At 73.4% G+C, this 17,343-nt stretch carries 16 protein-coding genes; 6 read left to right on the plus strand and 10 right to left on the minus strand.

The window, feature by feature from the left end; translation table 11 throughout:
* The first annotated feature begins 86 nt into the window (after positions 1-86).
* The 6 genes from ACWEQG_RS16940 to ACWEQG_RS16965 all read left to right on the plus strand — a co-directional run bounded on the left by ACWEQG_RS16940 (position 87) and on the right by ACWEQG_RS16965 (position 5,679).
* Positions 87-1,253, plus strand: a complete 1,167-nt coding sequence (locus ACWEQG_RS16940; RefSeq protein ID WP_452285629.1) for a homogentisate 1,2-dioxygenase domain-containing protein — start codon at positions 87-89, stop codon at positions 1,251-1,253.
* Entirely contained in the window at positions 1,250-2,341 is a 1,092-nt protein-coding gene (gene fahA, locus ACWEQG_RS16945) for a fumarylacetoacetase (protein ID WP_452285785.1), read from the plus strand. The genes ACWEQG_RS16940 and fahA overlap by 4 nt, the downstream gene beginning before the upstream one ends.
* A gap of 38 nt (positions 2,342-2,379) precedes the next feature.
* Positions 2,380-3,576 carry an Ig-like domain-containing protein gene (locus ACWEQG_RS16950; RefSeq protein ID WP_452285631.1) on the plus strand — a complete coding sequence of 399 codons (1,197 nt, stop codon included), beginning with the start codon at positions 2,380-2,382 and terminating at the stop codon, positions 3,574-3,576.
* Between the two features lie 46 nt (positions 3,577-3,622).
* Entirely contained in the window at positions 3,623-4,057 is a 435-nt protein-coding gene (locus ACWEQG_RS16955; protein WP_452285633.1) for a VOC family protein, read from the plus strand.
* A 93-nt stretch (positions 4,058-4,150) separates the two neighbouring features.
* The gene (locus tag ACWEQG_RS16960) at positions 4,151-4,582 is read left to right on the plus strand and encodes an NfeD family protein (protein WP_363461592.1); all 432 of its coding nucleotides are present in this window, start codon (positions 4,151-4,153) and stop codon (positions 4,580-4,582) included.
* A gap of 2 nt (positions 4,583-4,584) precedes the next feature.
* A complete protein-coding gene (locus ACWEQG_RS16965) occupies positions 4,585-5,679 on the plus strand; it encodes an SPFH domain-containing protein (RefSeq protein WP_452285635.1) in 1,095 nt (364 codons plus the stop codon).
* Position 5,680: 1 nt separating this feature from the next.
* Here the strand turns inward: ACWEQG_RS16965 and ACWEQG_RS16970 are convergent, their stop codons facing one another.
* From ACWEQG_RS16970 to ACWEQG_RS17015, 10 genes are all read right to left on the minus strand, one after another.
* Complete coding sequence (locus tag ACWEQG_RS16970; protein ID WP_452285637.1) at positions 5,681-7,060, minus strand: FAD-dependent monooxygenase; 1,380 nt, start codon at positions 7,058-7,060, stop codon at positions 5,681-5,683.
* A 67-nt stretch (positions 7,061-7,127) separates the two neighbouring features.
* The gene (locus ACWEQG_RS16975; RefSeq protein WP_452285639.1) at positions 7,128-8,840 is read right to left on the minus strand and encodes a YfjP family GTPase; all 1,713 of its coding nucleotides are present in this window, start codon (positions 8,838-8,840) and stop codon (positions 7,128-7,130) included.
* Entirely contained in the window at positions 8,837-10,564 is a 1,728-nt protein-coding gene (locus tag ACWEQG_RS16980; protein WP_452285641.1) for an ABC transporter, read from the minus strand. Before ACWEQG_RS16980 ends, ACWEQG_RS16975 begins: the two co-directional genes overlap by 4 nt.
* A gap of 112 nt (positions 10,565-10,676) precedes the next feature.
* Positions 10,677-11,225 carry a hypothetical protein gene (locus ACWEQG_RS16985; RefSeq protein ID WP_452285643.1) on the minus strand — a complete coding sequence of 183 codons (549 nt, stop codon included), beginning with the start codon at positions 11,223-11,225 and terminating at the stop codon, positions 10,677-10,679.
* A 6-nt stretch (positions 11,226-11,231) separates the two neighbouring features.
* Positions 11,232-12,731, minus strand: coding sequence for a sensor histidine kinase (locus ACWEQG_RS16990; protein ID WP_452285645.1), 1,500 nt, complete (start codon positions 12,729-12,731; stop codon positions 11,232-11,234).
* A complete protein-coding gene (locus ACWEQG_RS16995) occupies positions 12,715-13,407 on the minus strand; it encodes a response regulator transcription factor (protein WP_452285787.1) in 693 nt (230 codons plus the stop codon). The genes ACWEQG_RS16990 and ACWEQG_RS16995 overlap by 17 nt, the downstream gene beginning before the upstream one ends.
* Positions 13,401-13,985 carry a hypothetical protein gene (locus ACWEQG_RS17000; protein ID WP_452285647.1) on the minus strand — a complete coding sequence of 195 codons (585 nt, stop codon included), beginning with the start codon at positions 13,983-13,985 and terminating at the stop codon, positions 13,401-13,403. The genes ACWEQG_RS16995 and ACWEQG_RS17000 overlap by 7 nt, the downstream gene beginning before the upstream one ends.
* 28 nt (positions 13,986-14,013) lie before the next feature.
* Positions 14,014-15,294: an ABC transporter permease gene (locus ACWEQG_RS17005; RefSeq protein ID WP_452285649.1), complete on the minus strand. Its 1,281-nt coding sequence runs from the start codon at positions 15,292-15,294 to the stop codon at positions 14,014-14,016.
* Positions 15,291-16,010, minus strand: coding sequence for an ABC transporter ATP-binding protein (locus ACWEQG_RS17010; RefSeq protein ID WP_452285651.1), 720 nt, complete (start codon positions 16,008-16,010; stop codon positions 15,291-15,293). The genes ACWEQG_RS17005 and ACWEQG_RS17010 overlap by 4 nt, the downstream gene beginning before the upstream one ends.
* 92 nt (positions 16,011-16,102) lie before the next feature.
* Entirely contained in the window at positions 16,103-17,263 is a 1,161-nt protein-coding gene (locus tag ACWEQG_RS17015) for an efflux RND transporter periplasmic adaptor subunit (RefSeq protein ID WP_452285653.1), read from the minus strand.
* Positions 17,264-17,343: the final 80 nt, after the last annotated feature.

The raw sequence follows: 17,343 nt of genomic DNA on the forward strand, positions 1-17,343 counted from the left end.
CAGCTTGACATTCCCGGCGGCATGGCGAATCGTCGTACATATATAGGACACTGCCGTCCGATTAACGGACGAACATAGGAGGTGTCATGCCGTACTACCGCGTGGTCGGGGAGGTGCCGCGCAAGCGCCACGTGCAGTTCCGCGCTCCCGACGGCGGGCTGTACAAGGAGGAGCTCATGGGAGAGGAGGGCTTCTCCTCCGACTCCTCACTGCTCTATCACCGCCACGCGCCCACGGCCATCGTCAAGGCCGAGGCCGTGGACGCGGGAGCGTCCGGTCTCACGCCCAACATGCCGCTCTCCCCGCGCCATTTCCGCACCCGGGACCTGAGGCCGGAGGGCGACCTCGTCTCCGGGCGGATGCTGCTCGCGGGCAACTCCGACGTCCGCATCTCGTACGCCGCGACGGACGCGCCCAGCGAGCTGTACCGCGACTCGATGGGCGACGAGTGCGTCTACATCGCGAGCGGCCGGGCCCGCTTCGAGTCGGCGTACGGCGCGCTGGACGTGGCCGAGGGCGACTACGTCGTGATCCCGACCGGGACGATCCACCGATGGGTGCCCGAGGGCCCGGTGACCGCGCTGGTGGTCGAGGCGGCCGGGCACATCAGGCCGCCGAAGCGCTACCTGTCGCAGTACGGCCAGTTCCTGGAGCACGCGCCCTACTGCGAGCGGGACCTGCGCGCGCCGGCCGAGCCGCTGCTCGTGGACGGCGAGGAGGTCCCGGTCCTGGTCAGGACGCGGGGCGGGCTGACCCGGCTGACCTACGCCCACCATCCGTTCGACGTCGTGGGCTGGGACGGGTGCCTCTACCCCTACGCGTTCAACATCCAGGACTTCGAGCCGATCGTGAAGCGCACCCACGCGCCGCCGCCGGTCCACCAGACGTTCGAGGGCCCGGGCTTCGTCGTCTGCTCGTTCTGCCCCCGGCCGCTGGACTTCCACCCGGAGGCCGTGCCGATCCCGTACAACCACCACAACGTGGACTCCGACGAGTTCATGTTCTACGTGGGCGGCGACTACACCGCCAGGAAGGGATCGGGGATCGACGTCGGCTCGATCTCGCTGCACCCGGCCGGCTTCACGCACGGCCCGCAGCCGGGCGCGGTGGAGGCCGCCGTCGAGGCCGTGCGGAAGGGCCACACCGAGACGACGGAGATGGCCGTCATGATCGACACGTTCCGCCCGCTCGACCTCGGCCCGGCCGCCCTCGCGTCCGAGGACACCGACTACGCGTGGACGTGGGCGAGATGAGCTTCGGGCTCGGCAACCTGCCGTACGGCGTGTTCTCCCGGCCCGGGGAGCCGCGCAGGGTCGGCGTGCGGGTCGGGGACCACGTCCTCGACCTGGCGGCCGCCCTCGGCGGGGACGTCTACGCGGCGCCCAGCCTCAACCCGCTGCTGGCCCTGGGCCGTACGGCCTGGCAGGAGACGCGGGCGCGGGCCCGCGAGGCGGCGGCCACCGGCGACCACCTGGTCCCGCTGACGGAGGTGACCCTGCACCTGCCGGTCGAGGTGGCCGACTACGTGGACTTCTACGCGTCGCTCGAGCACGCGTCGAACCTCGGGCGGATCTTCCGCCCGGACGACGAGCCGCTCAAGCCCAACTGGCGGCACCTGCCCGTCGGCTACCACGGGCGGGCGGGCACCGTCGTCGTCTCGGGGACGCCGATCAGACGGCCGTGCGGGCAGCGGCCCTCGTTCGGGCCGTCGCAGAGGCTCGACATCGAGGCGGAGGTCGGCTTCGTCGTCGGGGTGCCGACGCGCCTCGGCGAGCGCGCCGGCGCGTTCGAGGACCACGTCTTCGGGGTGGCGCTCGTCAACGACTGGAGCGCCCGCGACATCCAGGCGTGGGAGTACGTCCCGCTCGGACCGTTCCTCGGCAAGTCGTTCGCCACCTCGATGTCGGCGTGGATCACGCCGCTCGACGCCCTGGAGGAGGCCAGGGTCGAGGGCCGGTCGCAGGAGCCCGAGCCGCTGCCGTACCTCGCGAGGCAGGCGCCCTGGGGGCTCGACCTCACCCTGCGCGTCGATCTGAACGGCGAGACGGTCTCGACGCCGTCGTTCCGCGACATGTACTGGACGCCCGACCAGATGCTCGCCCACATGACCGTCAACGGCGCCCGTCTGCGCACCGGCGACCTGTTCGCCAGCGGCACCGTCTCGTCGGTCGGGCAGCCGGGTTCGCTCATCGAGCTGACCTGGAACGGCGCGGACCCGGTCAAACTGCCCGGCGAGACCCGGACCTTCCTGGAGGACGGCGACACCGTCACGATCACCGCCTGGACCTCGCACGGGATCAGCCTCGGCGAGGTCTCGGGGAGGATCCTTCCGGCGACTTAGCGTGTTCCTGTCGTCACCCCTCGCTATGTTGGGTGCCCGTGAAGCCACGCACCCTGCCTCCCGCCTCCCGCGCCCTGCTCGCGGTGCTGCTCGTGGTCGCCCCGGCGCTTCTCGCGGGCTGCGCCGTACGCGTGCCGCCCGCGCCGCGCATCGTGATCGCCCCGGCCTCCGGCGCCGCGGCGGTCCCGCCGGAGGCCGGCCTGGTCGTCAGCGCCAAGGGCGGCAGGCTGACCAGCGTGCTGGCGTACGCGGGGCGCGATCCCGTGCCCGGCACGTTCGACCCGGCCCGCACCGTGTGGCGGTCGTCATGGACGTTGCGTCCCGGCACGCAGTACGTCGTCAACGCCGTCGCGACCGGGCCCCAGGGCGTCACCGCCCAGGTCGCGGGCCGGTTCCGCACGCTCACCCCGCGCCGCGAGCTCGCCGTCGCCTCGATCGTCCCCTCCGACGGCGAGACCGTCGGGGTCGGCATGCCGATCATCGTGACGTTCACCGGGCCGGTCGAGAACCGGGCGGCGGTCGAGCGTGCGCTGGAGGTCCGGGGCCCCGCCGAGGGCGCCTGGCACTGGGTGAGCTCCACCCAGGTCGCCTACCGGCCCCGGAGGATGTGGCCGTCCGGCGGCGACGTGCGCCTGACCGCCCATCTCGCCGGCGTCCGCGCCGCCCCCGGCACGTACGGCACCGCCGACCGGAGCGTGGCCTTCACCGTGGGACGGGCCATGGTCAGCACGGTGGACACCCGCACCCACGAGATGGTGGTGCGGCAGGACGGCAGGGTGACCCGGCGCGTGCCGATCAGCGCCGGCATGGCGACCACGAGGGAGTACACGACCACGAGCGGGATCCACCTGACGATGGACAAGGGCCACCCCGTCCGCATGGTGTCCCCGGGCCGCCGCAAGGGCGACCCCGGCTTCTACGACAAGCTCATCGACTACGCCGTACGGATCTCCAACAGCGGCGAGTACGTCCACGCGCTGGACAACGTGTGGGCGCAGGGCCGGGTCAACGTCAGCCACGGCTGTGTGAACGTCCACCCCGACCAGGCGCGCTGGTTCTACGAGCACGCGCTGCGCGGCGACCCCGTCATCGTCACGGGCACGACCCGCGAGCTGGAGTGGAACAACGGCTGGGGCTTCTGGCAGCTCTCCTGGCCGCGATGGCTGGCGGGCAGCGCCCTGCGGCACGACGGCGCGCGGGCCCCTTCCGCGGCGACCCCTTCCGCGGCCTCCTGACAGACGCGGCCGCACTCGAGTCAGCGGTCTGCATTACCGTCGAGTCATGGCAGCAGTGACGATCGACCTGACTCTCTATTGTGAGAACGCGCGGCTCCTCGCCGAGTTCTGGAAGACGGCGCTCGGCTACGTCGACGAGATCCCGGCCTCCCGGTACGGCACCGCCGAGGAGTCGTTCGCGCGGCTCGACCTGCCCACCGGCGGCGCCGACGACGACGGGGCCCTGCTCTGCGACCCCGAGGGGATCGGCCCCCGGCTCTCCATCTTCCGGGTCCCCGAGCGCGGGACGGCGGACAACCGGCTCCACATCGACGTGCGCGTGCCCGGTGAGGGCTCGCCCGCCGACCGGTGGGAGCGGATCAGGGCGGAGGCCGCCCGGCTGGTGCGCGCGGGCGGCACGATCCTGGAGGCCTTCGACGACCACATCCTGATGGCCGACCCGGAGGGCAACGAGTTCCGCGTCACCGCGGCCCCGGCGTAAGGACCTCGCACCCTGGGATAGCGCGGTCGTACGCGTTAGGTTTGAGGAGGAACCGGACCCGAGCGGTGTTCGTTCATTGCTATGGAGGCGGCAATGGACTCCTGGATCGTATGGCTCATCTTGGCAGCGGTGCTGGGCGTCGCGGAGATCTTCACGCTGACCGCGGCGTTGGGACTGCTGTCCGTCGCGGCCCTGCTCACGACCGTGGCAGCGGTCGTCGGGCTGCCGCCGGCGATCCAGCTCGCCGTGTTCGTCGTCGCTTCCGCCGCCGGCCTCGCCGGGGTGCGCCCGATCGCGCTCCGGCACCTCAAGCAGCCGCCGCCGAAGCGCTTCGGCGTGCCCGCGCTCATCGGCAAGTCCGCGTACGTGACCAAGGAGGTCACGGGCAGGGACGGCCGGGTGCGCATCGGCGGGGAGGAGTGGTCGGCCCGTGCGTACGACGAAACGCTCGTGATCCCGCCAGGGGCCACGGTCGACGTCATAGAGATCGAGGGCGCCACCGCCCTCGTCTATCCCCGGGAGTGATCATGGACGGAGCATTGATCGCCGGACTCGTCATCGCGTTCGTCGCGATTCTGACGGTGCTGCGGGCGGTCCGGATCGTGCCCCAGGCCAGAGCCGGCAACGTCGAGCGCCTGGGCAGGTACTACCGCACGCTGGGGCCCGGCCTGAACTTCGTCATCCCGTACATCGACCGGGTCCGCCCGCTGCTGGACCTGCGCGAGCAGGTGGTGTCGTTCAAGCCCCAGCCGGTCATCACCGAGGACAACCTCGTCGTGGACATCGACACCGTGCTGTATTTCCAGGTCACCGATCCCCGGGCCGCGGAGTACGAGATCGCCAACTTCATCCAGGGCGTCGAGCAGCTCACCGTGACGACGCTGCGCAACGTGGTCGGCGGCATGGACCTGGAGAAGACGCTCACCTCGCGCGACATGATCAACAGCCAGCTGCGCGGCGTGCTCGACGAGGCCACCGGAAAGTGGGGCATCCGGGTCAACCGGGTCGAGATCAAGGCGATCGACCCGCCGAAGACCATCAAGGACGCCATGGAGAAGCAGATGCGCGCCGAGCGGGACAAGCGCGCGGCGATCCTCACGGCGGAGGGCCAGCGGCAGTCGCAGATCCTCACGGCCGAGGGCGAGAAGCAGAGCGCGATCCTGCGCGCCGAGGGTGAGCGCACCTCGCAGATCCTCAAGGCCCAGGGTCAGTCGCAGGCGATCGACGAGGTGTTCCAGGCCGTCCACCGCAACGACCCCGACCCCAAGCTGCTCGCCTACCAGTACCTCCAGGTGCTGCCGCAGCTCGCCCAGGGCCAGGGCAACACGATGTGGGTGATCCCGAGCGAGGTCACCTCGGCGCTCAACACGTTGTCGAGGGCGTTCACCGAGTCGCTGCCCGCGAGCCGGGCCACCGTGACCGACGGCAGGGAGCACGAGCGCCGGACGGCGGGCGACGAGGCCGTCGCCGAGGCCGAGCGGGCCGCCGCCGAGGCCAGGGCGGCGGTCGAGGACAGCGAGCTGGGACCGCGCCAGATCGAGTCCCGCCGCGCCGATCTCGGCGCGGACGGCGTCCCGAACCCCGACCCCGCCCACGCCGTACGCCCGGACGAGCGCCCGTAGTTCACACCATGGCCAGATAGGCGGCGAGCTCGTCCGCCGAGGAGGTGGAGATCCCGACATACCCGTCCGGCCGGACGAGGGTGTACCGCTCGCCGCCGTACGGCTCGGCGACCTCGTACGCGCGCACCTCGGGGCCGGCGGGGACGTGCGGGGCGGGACCGGCGGACAGCAGGGTGAAGTGCGGGCCCCGCAGCAGGTCGAACACGCGGGCCCGCGTCCCGTCCGCCAGCGGGAGCGGTCCGTCGGGCACCCGGTCGCCGCCGCGCCGGGCGAGCGAGCCGCCCCGGTAACTCAGCGAGAGCTGGTAGGTCTCCTCGTCGCGTTTGTAGGACTTCTTGCCGGCGAGGTCCGCGCTGAGTCCGAGCACCCGGGCGGCGACGGGCCTGCGTTCCTCCTCGTAGGTGTCCAGCAGCGTCTCCGGCGCGTCGGCGAGCACGCGAGCGAGCTTCCAGCCCAGGTTGTAGGCGTCCTGGACACCGGTGTTGAGCCCCTGCCCGCCCGCCGGCGGATGCACGTGGACGGCGTCCCCGGCCAGGAGGACCCGGCCGGAGCGGTAGCGGTCGGCGAGGCGGATGTTGACCCTGTAGAGGGAGGACCACAGCAGCTCGGTCAGGCGCACCCGGCGCAGCATCGACCGCTCCGCGAACAGGCGCTGATAGCCGGGCAGCGTCTGCTCGGGGGTCTCGCCCGGCTTGAGCGTGGCGAGCATCTGGAAGGTGTCGGTGCCGGCCATCGGGTAGAGCGCCACCATTCCCTTGCCCGGACGCACCCAGACGTGGATGTGGTCCCGGTCGAGCCCCTCGGCCCGTACGTCGCCCAGGGCCATCCGCTGCTCCTCGCGGGTCTCGCCGGTGAAGCCGATGCCGAGGGCCTTGCGCACCGGGCTTCTGCCGCCGTCCGCCGCGACCAGGTAACGCGCCCGCACGGTCTCGCCCGTGCCGAGCCCGGCGGTCACCCCGTCCGCGTCCTGCTCGAAGCCGGTCAGCGCGGCGCCCTGCTCCACCTTCCCGCCCAGCTCGGTCAGGCGCTCGCGCAGCACCGCCTCGGTGCGCCACTGCGGATGCATCAGCACCGTCGGGTACGGCACCGCGTCCGTGGCCTCGGCGGGCCTGTGCATGCGGGCCTGCCAGACCGGCACCCTGCCCATCCTGACCCGCAGCGGCGGGTAGGGCGTGGCCGCCGCCAGGATCGGGCCGATCACGCCGAGGTCGTCGAAGACCTCCAGCGTCCGCGGCTGCAGGCCCTTGCCCTTGGAGCCGGCCGCGGGCTCGGCCGCCTGCTCGACGATCCGGCAGGCGACGCCCCGCCGGGCCAGGTCCACGGCGAGGGTCAGCCCGGTCGGGCCGGCTCCGGCGATCAGTACGTCGGTGTTCTCGTGCATGCCCCGACCATGCCGGGCCGCTCTGCCGAACCGCTGTCACGCGCCTGCCGCCTCTGGCGGGCCGGGGTCACGAGGCGGCGAGCGACACGCGGTCGGCGAATCTGGCGTAGCGGTCGAGTTCGTCCCTGGTGGGCGCGACGATCAGCTCGCCGGCCACCCGTTCGACGCCGTCACGCAACGCCTTGGCGGCTCTGCGCGCCCTGCGCCGCCCGCCGATCCAGGCGAACACCCGGCACAGCAGCGCGATCAGCACTCCCGCCAGCGCGCCGCCCAGCAGGAGCACGGTCGGCCACGGCGCTCGTCCGAGCGTGGGGATGGGGAGCTCCGGCAGCATGAGGTAGTTCAGCGCGAAGCGCACGAGCAGCCAGATCGCGCCCGCGGCCATCGCGGCGACCGTCAGCCACTGCGCCGTTCCCGCCACGCGCCACCATCGGGGGGCTTTGGAGACGCCGCGCGACGTGGCCGCGGCCACGGTGCGGTCCAGGGCGTCGGTCAGCTCCTCCGACCGCGACCGCGCCGCGTGCCGTACGGCCGTCGCCCACGGCTCGGGCACCGCCTGCGACGCGGCGGCCCCGACGTCCCGCAGGGCGGTGTCCACGGCCGAGACCTCGACGGCGGTGGCCGCGGGCAGCGAGGAGCGGGCTCCCCCGGTCAGGTGCAGACGGCGCAGCGGATCGGGCCTCAGCTTGCGCAGCCAGCGCGTGACCGGCCAGCCCGTCGCGGCGACCGAGCGGTGCCGGTGCGACTTCGCGACCGCCTCGACCGCGACCGGCGCTCCGGCCGCCTGCGCCAGCGCCCGCGTCAGAGTTCTGCCGACGGCGACCTCCGGCACCGCCACCCGTCCCGGCGGGGGCGGAGCCTCGGCCGTCACGGGCAGTGAAGCCGGAGGCGGGGACGCGGCGACGGCCGCCGCCCTCGTCCCCCTCGTGCCGGCAGGGAGCGCCACGGCGCCCGGCTCCGGTTCCCGCGCGGCCGGGGGCCGGGTGGCCGCCCAGAGCCAGGCGGCGGCAGAGGCCACGTCGGCGGCGAGCCGCGACGACCAGGCGCGGCGGCGGGAGATCTCGCGGTCGAGCAGCGCCCGCAGTTCGGGGACGCCCTCGCCGGTGCGCGCGGAGACGCCCAGCACCGGTACCCCCTCCAGCCCGTCCGCCGCCAGCAGTCCGCGCAGGTCGTCGAGACAGCGCTTCACCGAGCGTTCGGGCAGCCGGTCCACCTGGTTGAGCACCACGACCATGACGTCCCGGTGCCGCGCGAGCGGGCGCAGGTAGCGCTCGTGCACGGCCGCGTCGGCGTACTTCTGGGGGTCGAGCACCCAGACCAGCAGGTCCACCACGCCGACCAGGCGGTCGACCTCCCTGCGGTGGGCCAGCTCGATGGAGTCGTGGTCGGGCAGGTCCAGCAGGATCAGCCCCGACGCGTCGCCCTCGACGGTGTGGCGCAGGGGGACGTCGAGCCAGTCGAGCAGCGGCCCCGCGCCGCCGCTGCCCCACAGGGCGGCCTGCGCCTTGGCCGTCGTCGGCCGGGTCACCCCCACCGTCGCCAGGTCGGTCCCGGACAGGGCGTTGAACAGCGACGACTTGCCGCTCCCCGTCGCCCCGGCGAGGGCGACCGCGGTGTGGTCCACCGACAGGCCGCGCCGTACCCCGGCCCGGGCGACGACGGCGCGCGCGTGGTCCACGGCCTCCTGGCCGAGCCGGCCCTCCGCCAGGTCGGCGGCCTCCGCGAGCGCCTCCAGGCGGTCGTCCAGCGACACCTCCGCCTTCCTGCGCGGGAGCTTCACAGGACGCCCCTCTCCTGTACGGCCTTCGCCGCCTCCCGCAGCCGGGCGGACGTCTCCGGCGCCGGGCCCAGCCCCTCCACCAGGGAGGTGAAGCGGGCGCGTTCCTCGTCGAGCAGCGCGCGGACGCGCCGCCGCAGGTCCTCACGGGCCTCCTGCGTCAGCGTGCGTACCGCCTGGTCGCCGAAGACGGCTTCGAGCAGCTTCTGGCTGAGCACGCCGGTGCCGCCGGCGATGCCCAGCTCGATGCCGGTGATCCCGCCGGTCGTGGAGAAAACGGCCAGCATGATCAGCACGCCGAGGCTGTTCACGCCGAACGACGCCGCCCTGGCGAGCGTGCGCCGATCGGCGCCCTCGGAGCGTACGAGGTCGAGCACGTGCCCCTGCCAGGCGCGTACGGCCTCGCCGGCCCGGCGGGGCAGATCCGGCGAGGCGCGCCCGAGCCGCCCGGAGACGGTGACGCCGGACTTGTCCAGCAGGTCGCGCCCGGCCGGCAGGGCCAGCCACGCCTCGACGGCCCGCTCCGCCGCTCCGTCGGCGGTGGCGCGGATCAGCGACTCCACCCCGCTCTCCAGCGCCACGCGCAGCTCCCTGTCCGGCGCCGGGCGGCCCCGGAACGCCGCGGCGAGGCGGTCGCGCAGCCAGCCGATCCGCGACTCCAGCGAGCGCATCAGGTCGCCGGTGCCGACGAAGTCCTGCCAGCGGGCCAGCACCTCGCCGCGCAGCAGCCTGCCGTCGCGCATCCCGTCGTCGAAGGCCGACATCGCCACGTCGTACGCCCTGCTCGCGATGTCGCGCAGCTCGGTGATGCCCGCCCGCTGGCGCTCCACCCGGTCGGCCAGGTCGGGCACCCGGGTGCCCAGGCTGTCCAGAGCCCCGGTCAGGGTCCGCCGTACGACCTCCGCCCGGGCCTTGGCGTCCACCGACAGGTCGGCGAGCCAGGTCGCGATCGGCTGCACGACGTCGGCGGGCAGCCGGGCCCGCTCCGACGGCAGCTCCAGCTCCGGGACGGTGAACAACGGGGTGCCGCCCAGGCCGTTGTCCCGCAGCAGCCGGGTCAGGTCGGCGGCCACGGGTGCGCACGCCTCGGCCGGGACCCGCTGGAGGATCACCGCGAGCGCCGTGCTCCGCTCCCTGGCCAGGCGCAGGAAGCTCCACGGCACCTCGTCGGCGTACCGCGCGGCGGTCGTGACGAACAACCACAGGTCGGCCGCGGCGAGCAGTTGCGCCGCCAGCTCGCGGTTGGCCGTGACGATCGAGTCAATGTCGGGGGCGTCGAGCAGCGCCAGCCCGGGAGGCAGGCCCTCCACAGGGGCGATCCGCAAGGTGCCCGGCTCGCCGCGCCCCCCGCCGGCCGCCCCTCCCGTCACCCTGGCCAGCCCGGGCAGGACCGTGGTGGAGGTGAACCAGGCGGCGTCGGCGGGGTTGCACACCAGAGTCGGGGCGAGCGTGGTGGGCCGCAGCACCCCGGGCTCGGTCACGGTCACCCCGGCCAGCGAGTTCACCAGGGTGGACTTGCCCGCCCCGGTAGAGCCGCCGACCACGGCGAGCAGCGGCGCGTCGATCGCCGCCAGACGGGGCAGCAGATAGTCGTCGAGCTGCCCGCGCAGCTCCACCAGGACGCGCCGGTCGGCCACGGCGTCCCCGATCTCCAGGGGGAACAGGTCCTGATCGAGGTGACGCCGCAGGCTCTCCAGGGCGGCTCGTAGCCTGTCGTTCCCCGCCATACTCCCGACCTTCCCCGAGGAGGGCCCGCGAATCAGCCGCCGGAGCGGGCCGCCACCGGGCTCGGTCGCTCAAGTACGGAAGCGGCGGTGGCCGGGGCAGGCCGTCTCCGCCTCAGGCTTTCGGCGTGGACGCGGCGGCCGGCGTGGGCGCCGGCAGCAGCACCTTGCACTTGTCGTACGCCTTGGCGACCTTCGGGTCCGCCGTGGCCAGGCCGCGCACGCGCCCGCCGGCGGGCAGCTCGGCGCCGTTGTCCTTCATGCAGGTACGGAACGCCTGCATGGCCTGCGGGTCGGCGCCGTTCCCGCCGCCGAACCCGCCCCGCCCGCCTTGCGGCATCAGGGAGCGGCACGCCTCGAACGCCTTGCTCGTCGCCGGGTCCATCGACCGGAACCCGCCGAAGCCCCCGCCGGGCCTGCCACTCGGCCTGCCACTGGGCCAGGCGCTCGGCATGCCCGAGGGACGCCCGCTGGGGAGCGTGACGCCGTGCTCGCGCAGGCACGCGGTGAACGCCGCCCGGGGGTCGGCGGTCGTGCTGGTCGAGGCGGTCGAGGTGGTCGAGGTGGTCGAGGTGGTCGAGGCGGCGGTGTCGTCGGCGCCGCCGCAGCCGGCGACCGTGACCGCCAGCGCCGCCGCGGCGACCACGATGGACAGGTGTCGCAAAGGGGATCACCCTAGCCTTTCTTCTGGCGGGCACGCGGGGAGGCGGACGCGGAACACCGCGCCGCGGCCGGGCTCGCTGTCGGCCGTGATGGTGCCGCCGTGGGCCTGGACGAGGGCGGCGGCGATGGACAGCCCGAGTCCCGTGCCGCCGGAATCCGACCGGCTGCGCGCGGGATCGGCGCGGTAGAACCTCTCGAAGACGCGCTCGGCGTCGCCGTGGGCCAGGCCGGGGCCGTCGTCGGCCACCTCGATCAGCGCCTGCGATCCGGGCACGAGGCCCACGCCCACCCGGAACGCGGTGCCCGCGGGAGTGTGCCGCAGGGCGTTGCCGACGAGGTTGCCGACGACCTGGCGCAGCCGCGCCTCGTCGCCGAGCACCCGGACCGGCTCCTCCGAGTCGTCCAGCCGCAGCAGGTCGATCTCCCGGTCCGGCGCGAGCGTCTGCGCGTCGAGCACCGCCCCCGCCGCGAGGCTGAGCACGTCGACCGGGCGGCGTTCGAGAGGGCGCTGCTGGTCGAGCCGGGCGAGCAGCAGCAGGTCGTCCACGAGCAGGCCCATGCGTACGGCCTGGTCCTCGATGCGGCGCAGCAGCAGGACGGGGTCCTGCGAACTCTGCTGGCGATACAGCTCGGCGAAGCCGCGGATCGAGGTGAGCGGGGTGCGCAGCTCGTGGGAGGCGTCGGCCATGAACCGGCGCATCCGCTCCTGCGACGCCTCCCGCTCCCGGAACGCCGTCTCGATCTGGGTGAGCATGCCGTTGATGGACCGGCCGAGACGGCCCATCTCCGTGCGCCGATGCCGGAGCGGGACGCGCCGCGACAGATCGCCGGCCGCGATCGCCTCCGCTGTCCTCTCGATCTCCCCCAGCGGGCGCAGGCTGCGCCGTACGAGCCAGTAACAGGCGACGCCGAGCGCGACGAGCACGGCGAGGCCGACCCCGACGACGATCACCTCCAGCTGGGAGACCGTGCCGTCGATGTCGGCCAGGCTGATGGCGGCGACGCGGAAACGGGCGCCGTCCTCCTCGCGTACGGCGATCGCCCGCCACAGCACCCCCGATGGGGACTCCACCGTGAACAGCCACCGCTCCCGGTCCTGGCGGGGCCTGGGCAGCGCGGGCGGCGGGTCGGCGTTCGGCGGCTCCTGGACGGTGCGGACCACGGCGCCGTACCGGTCGAGCACGACGATGTAGAACGACCCGAACTGCCTCGGCGGCCGGGACACGGCGTTGGCGGCCTGGGCGGGCGGCGGCTCGGCCGGGCGCCGGCCGACGGCCGTGAGCTGCGCGTCGACCCGCTGCACCAGGTAGCCCCGCAGGAGCTGGACGGCGAAGCCGCCGGTCAGCGCGATCGCGAGCGTCACGAGCAGCAGCGTCCCCGCGACGAGCCGCAGCCAGAGAGGGGTGCGCGCGGCCCGCCGCCGCAGCTCCCCTACGCTCAGCGAACCCCGCACCCGGCGGACGCGCGCCGGGCCGCCGGAACGGAGCAGGTCAGTGACGCGGCGCACGGAGGACATAGCCGACGCCGCGGAGCGTGTGGATCAGCTTGGGCTCGGTGGTGTCGACCTTGCGCCGGAGATAGGAGACGTACGACTCGACCACGTTGTGGTCGCCGCCGAAGTCGTAGTGCCAGACGTGGTCCAGGATCTGCGCCTTCGACAACACCCGGCCCTGGTTGGCCATGAAGTAGTGCAGCAGCTTGAACTCGGTGGGCGACAGCCGTACGAGGGCGCCGCCGCGCCAGACCTGGTGGGAGTCCTCGTCGAGCTCCAGGTCGGCGACGCGCAGCCGGGCGGGGGCGGCGTCGCCGCCGCGCGTGCGGCGCAGCACGGCCCGGATGCGCGCGAGCACCTCCTCCAGGCTGAACGGCTTGGTGACGTAGTCGTCGCCGTGGCCCAGCCCGGCGATCTTGTCCTCGGTGGCGTCCCTGGCGGTGAGGAACAGCACCGGGACCCGCCGCCCGGACGCGTGCAGCCGGTCGGAGACGGCGAAGCCGTCCAGGTCCGGCAGCATGACGTCGAGCACGATCAGGTCGGGGCGCACCTTGCCGGCGATCTGGACCGCCTCCCGGCCGGTGGCCGCGGTGATCACCTCGAACCCGGCGTACCGCAGGCTCGCCGACAGCAGTTCCCTGATGTCGGGCTCGTCGTCGACGACCAGCAGCCGGCCCTCCGGGGTCACGATCCCGCCCTCCGGCCCATGGGCGAGCCCTGCGTGACCGACGTCGCCGCCACCTGGCCTTGGGCGTCGGCGGCGCCCGCGACGGTGACGAAGCTGCCCGGCTTGAGGTCGGAGACCTTCCCCGCCCGGCTGACCTGGACCTTGGTGTCGCCCGACGTGGTCACCGTGACCACGCCGCCGTTCGCGGTCTGGACGTAGATTTTGTCGCCGTCGACGAGCTTGACCGTGCCGAAGGTCATACCACCGGGCCCTCCCCCTGTCCCTGCCCTTGTCCCGCCGCCCGCGCCGCCGAAGCCGCCGCCCGCGCCTCGTGCGTACCCACCGCCCACGGGGGCCTGACCGGCGCCGGCGTACGCCCCCGGGCCGGCCGCGCGGGACGGGACCTGGCCCGGTGTGGAGCCGCCCAGGAGCTTCTGCACCTGGATGCCGAGGAGCAGCCCGGCCACGAGCAGGACGCCCCCGGCCAGGGCGAGCGTCAGCTTCGACCCGCCCGCCCGCGCGGGACGCGCCGTCAGCACCTCCTGGAGGTCGTCGTCGAACGGCGAGGTCTCCAGAAGCTCCTCGGTGTCGTTCCTGCTCACATGAATCTCCATTCCACGGGTCCGGCCGTCACTCGAAGCGCAGGGCTTCGATCGGCCGCAGCCCGGCGGCGCGGTTGGCGGGATAGCTGCCGAAGAACAGTCCGATCACGACCGAGACGCCGAGCGCCAGCGCGATCGACGTGGGGACGATCACCGGCTGCACACCCGCGATCGTGAACTGGGCGCCGATAACGGCGATCAGCACGCCCAGCAGGCCGCCGACGAGGCTGAGCATCGTCGCCTCGGCGAGGAACTGGTCGAGGATCGCGCCCTTGGGCGCGCCGATCGCCTTGCGGATGCCGATCTCCCTGGTCCGCTCGGTGACCGTGACGAGCATGATGTTGGTGATGCCGATGCCGCCGACGAGCAGGCTGATCGCGGCCACCGCGCCGAGCAGGACCGTGAACGTCCCGGTCGCCGCGCTGACCGTCTCCTGCAGGGTCGCCTGGTTGAGGATGCGGTAGTCGGCGCTCGCCGAGCCGGTGATGCCGTGCCGCTGGTTGAGCACCTCGGCGACCTCGCTCTGCGCGGCGTCGACCGCCTCGGCGCTCTTGGCCTGCACGAGGATCTGCCCCAGCGGCCCGAACCCGGTCAGGCTCTGCTGTACGGCGGGCAGCGGGGCGATCGCCACGTCGTCGGCGTCCTGGAACCCGGACGAGCCGGCCTCCTTCAGCACGCCGACGACGGTGAACGGCACGCCCGACACCGTGATCTGTTTGCCGAGGGGGTCGACCGTGCCGAACAGGTTCTCGGCCACCGTCTGCCCGATGACCACGACCTTGCGCGCGGCGAGCACGTCGTCGTTGTAGAAGTAGGTGCCCTTGACCACCGGCTTGTTGGACGCCTCGAAGTAGCTCGGGTAGGTGCCCACGAGCTGGCCGACCGAGTGGCTCGCCCCTTCGTACGCGGCGCTCTGGGACTGCGCCGTCACGACCGGCGAGACGCTCTTGACCGAGGGGGCGTTCGCCGGGTCGGCCAGCGCCCGCGCGTCGTCGACGGTGAGGTCCTTGGCCTGGGTGCGCGGGCCGGTGTTCTGCCGCCCGGCCTGGCCGCCGCCTCCCCCGCCGGCGCCGCGGGCGAAACCGCCGGGGCCGCCCCCGCCCCCCGAGGTGGAGGGCGTGATGGTCAGCGAGTTGGCCCCGAGCCGCTGGATGTTCTGCTGGATCTGCCGGGACGACCCCTCGCCGATCGCGACCAGCAGGATCACCGCGGCGACACCGATCAGGATGCCGAGCATGGTGAGCGCGCTGCGCATCCTGTTCGCGGCCAGGCCGCGCAGCGCGAACCGCAGGACCTCCGCGGCGTTCACGACGCCACCTCCGCGAGCCGCGGGGGCGGGCCGCCGACCGGCGTGGTGCGCACGTCCTCCACGATCCGGCCGTCCATGAGGCGGACGACCCGTTTGGCGTGCGCGGCGACCTCCTCCTCGTGCGTGATGACGACCAGGGTCCGGCCGCTCGCGTTGAGACGGTCGAAGATGTTCATGACGTCCTCGCTGGACTTGCTGTCGAGAGCGCCCGTGGGCTCGTCGGCCAGCAGCAGGGTCGGCGCGGTGACCAGCGCGCGGGCCACCGCCACCCGTTGCTGCTGGCCGCCGGACAGCTCGTTGGGCTGGTGGTGGACGCGCTCGGCGAGCCCGACCCGGTCGAGCGCGGCCAGCGCCCTGCGGCGCCGCTCCGCGGCCCTGACCCCGCCGTACGCCAGGGGGAGCTCGACGTTGGCGAGCGCGCTCATCCGGGGGATGAGGTTGAAGGACTGGAACACGAAGCCGAGTTTGCGGTTGCGGACGATCGCGAGTCGCCGCTCGTCGAGCCCGCCGACGTCCGTGCCGTCGAGGTGGTAGGTGCCGCCGGAGGGGACGTCGAGGCAGCCGATGATGTTCATCAGCGTGGACTTGCCGGAGCCGGAGGCGCCCATGATCGCGACGTAGTCGCCGCGCTCCACTCTGAGCGACACGCCGCGCAGCGCGCGCACCGCGGTCTCGCCCTCGCCGTACACCTTGGTGACGTGGCCCAAGTCGAGCACAGGGGGGTCGAGGACGGGAGGGTCGAGGACAGGGGGGCCGGGCACAGGGGGTTCGGGCACAGGAGGGCCGGGCACCGGCGGCGGGCCGGCCCTCATCGGTTGCCTCCGCCGCCACCGCCGCCGCCACCGCCGCCGAAGCCGCGGCCGAAACCGCCTCCGCCACCGGGGAACTGGATGCCGCCGCCTCCGCCGGTCGTCGACGCCTGGGGCCGCACCACCTGGTCGCCCTCCTGGAGTCCCGACTTGATCTCGGTGGTGGTGTCGCCCTTGATACCGACCTCCACCCGCTTCACGACCTGTCCGCCGTTCTCCAGCACCGTCACGGTGGTCTGCCCGCCCGCCGTGGTGACCGCCGAGGACGCCACCGTGAGCACGTCGGCCGCCTCGCCGACGGTCACCCGTGCCGTTGCCGTCTGCCCGAGCCGTACGGTGGAGGGCACGTCGGTCAGCGAGATCGTCACCGCGTACTGGACGACGTTGTTGCTGGTCTGCGGCTGCGGGTCGACGACCGTCACCTTTCCGGCGGCGGTGACCCCGGCGAGGGCATCGAAGCTCACCGTCGCCGCCTGGCCGACCTTGATCCTGCCGACGTCGGCCTCGGTGAAGTTCCCCACGATCCGCAGGCGGGCGGGGTCGGCGATCTCGAAGAAACCGCCGGAGCCGGCGGACGCGGAGGAGCCCGCGGACCCTGCGGACCCTGTGGACCCGCTCTGCGACTGCGCCTGACCGCCCTGTGAGGATCCGCCCGACGAGCCGCCGACGGCCCCGTTGACCGCCGTGACGACCCCCGCGAACGGCGCCTTGATCACCGTGCCCGCCAGCGCCCGTTTCGCCGACCGATAGGCGTTCCTCGCGTTGATGTACTGCGAGTAGCCCGAAGCCGTCGAGGTGTCCGCCTCCTCGGCGGCGTCCAGACTCGCCCGGGCCGCCTCCAGGCTCTCCCGGGCGGCCGTGTCGTCGATGCGCGCGAGCACCTGTCCCTTCTTGACCCGGTCGCCGGTCTCGACCAGTACGGCCTCCACGGTGCCGTTCGCGGCGAAACCGAGGGCGCGCGTCCGGGCGCTCTCGACGGAACCGGAGGCCGAGACCGAGGCGAGCACGGTCCCCCGGGTCACCCGGGTCGTCAGCGGCGCGGCGCCGTCTCCGGAGGTGTCGCCCCCCACGGACGCCCAGGCCGCCGCGATCCCGCCGAGCAGCAGCACCAGCAGGGCGCCGTTGGTGATCAGCGTCCTGCGCTTCGTCGACAGCTTCACGACGTCGAACCATGGCAAACTCCGCTGCGGGCAACCTCGGCCGATGCTGAGGGTTTGCTGACAGTCCGCGTCCGGGTCCG

This window comes from Microbispora sp. NPDC004025, from assembly GCF_053604425.1.

Excerpts from the sequence above, each read along its gene's own strand:
- ACWEQG_RS16940 (WP_452285629.1), top strand. The coding sequence starts at position 87 with ATGCCGTACTACCGCGTGGTCGGGGAGGTGCCGCGCAAGCGCCACGTG.
- fahA (WP_452285785.1), top strand. The coding sequence starts at position 1,250 with ATGAGCTTCGGGCTCGGCAACCTGCCGTACGGCGTGTTCTCCCGGCCC.
- ACWEQG_RS16955 (WP_452285633.1), top strand. The coding sequence starts at position 3,623 with ATGGCAGCAGTGACGATCGACCTGACTCTCTATTGTGAGAACGCGCGG.
- ACWEQG_RS16960 (WP_363461592.1), top strand. The coding sequence starts at position 4,151 with ATGGACTCCTGGATCGTATGGCTCATCTTGGCAGCGGTGCTGGGCGTC.
- ACWEQG_RS16965 (WP_452285635.1), top strand. The coding sequence starts at position 4,585 with ATGGACGGAGCATTGATCGCCGGACTCGTCATCGCGTTCGTCGCGATT.
- ACWEQG_RS16970 (WP_452285637.1), bottom strand. The coding sequence starts at position 7,060 with ATGCACGAGAACACCGACGTACTGATCGCCGGAGCCGGCCCGACCGGG.
- ACWEQG_RS16980 (WP_452285641.1), bottom strand. The coding sequence starts at position 10,564 with ATGGCGGGGAACGACAGGCTACGAGCCGCCCTGGAGAGCCTGCGGCGT.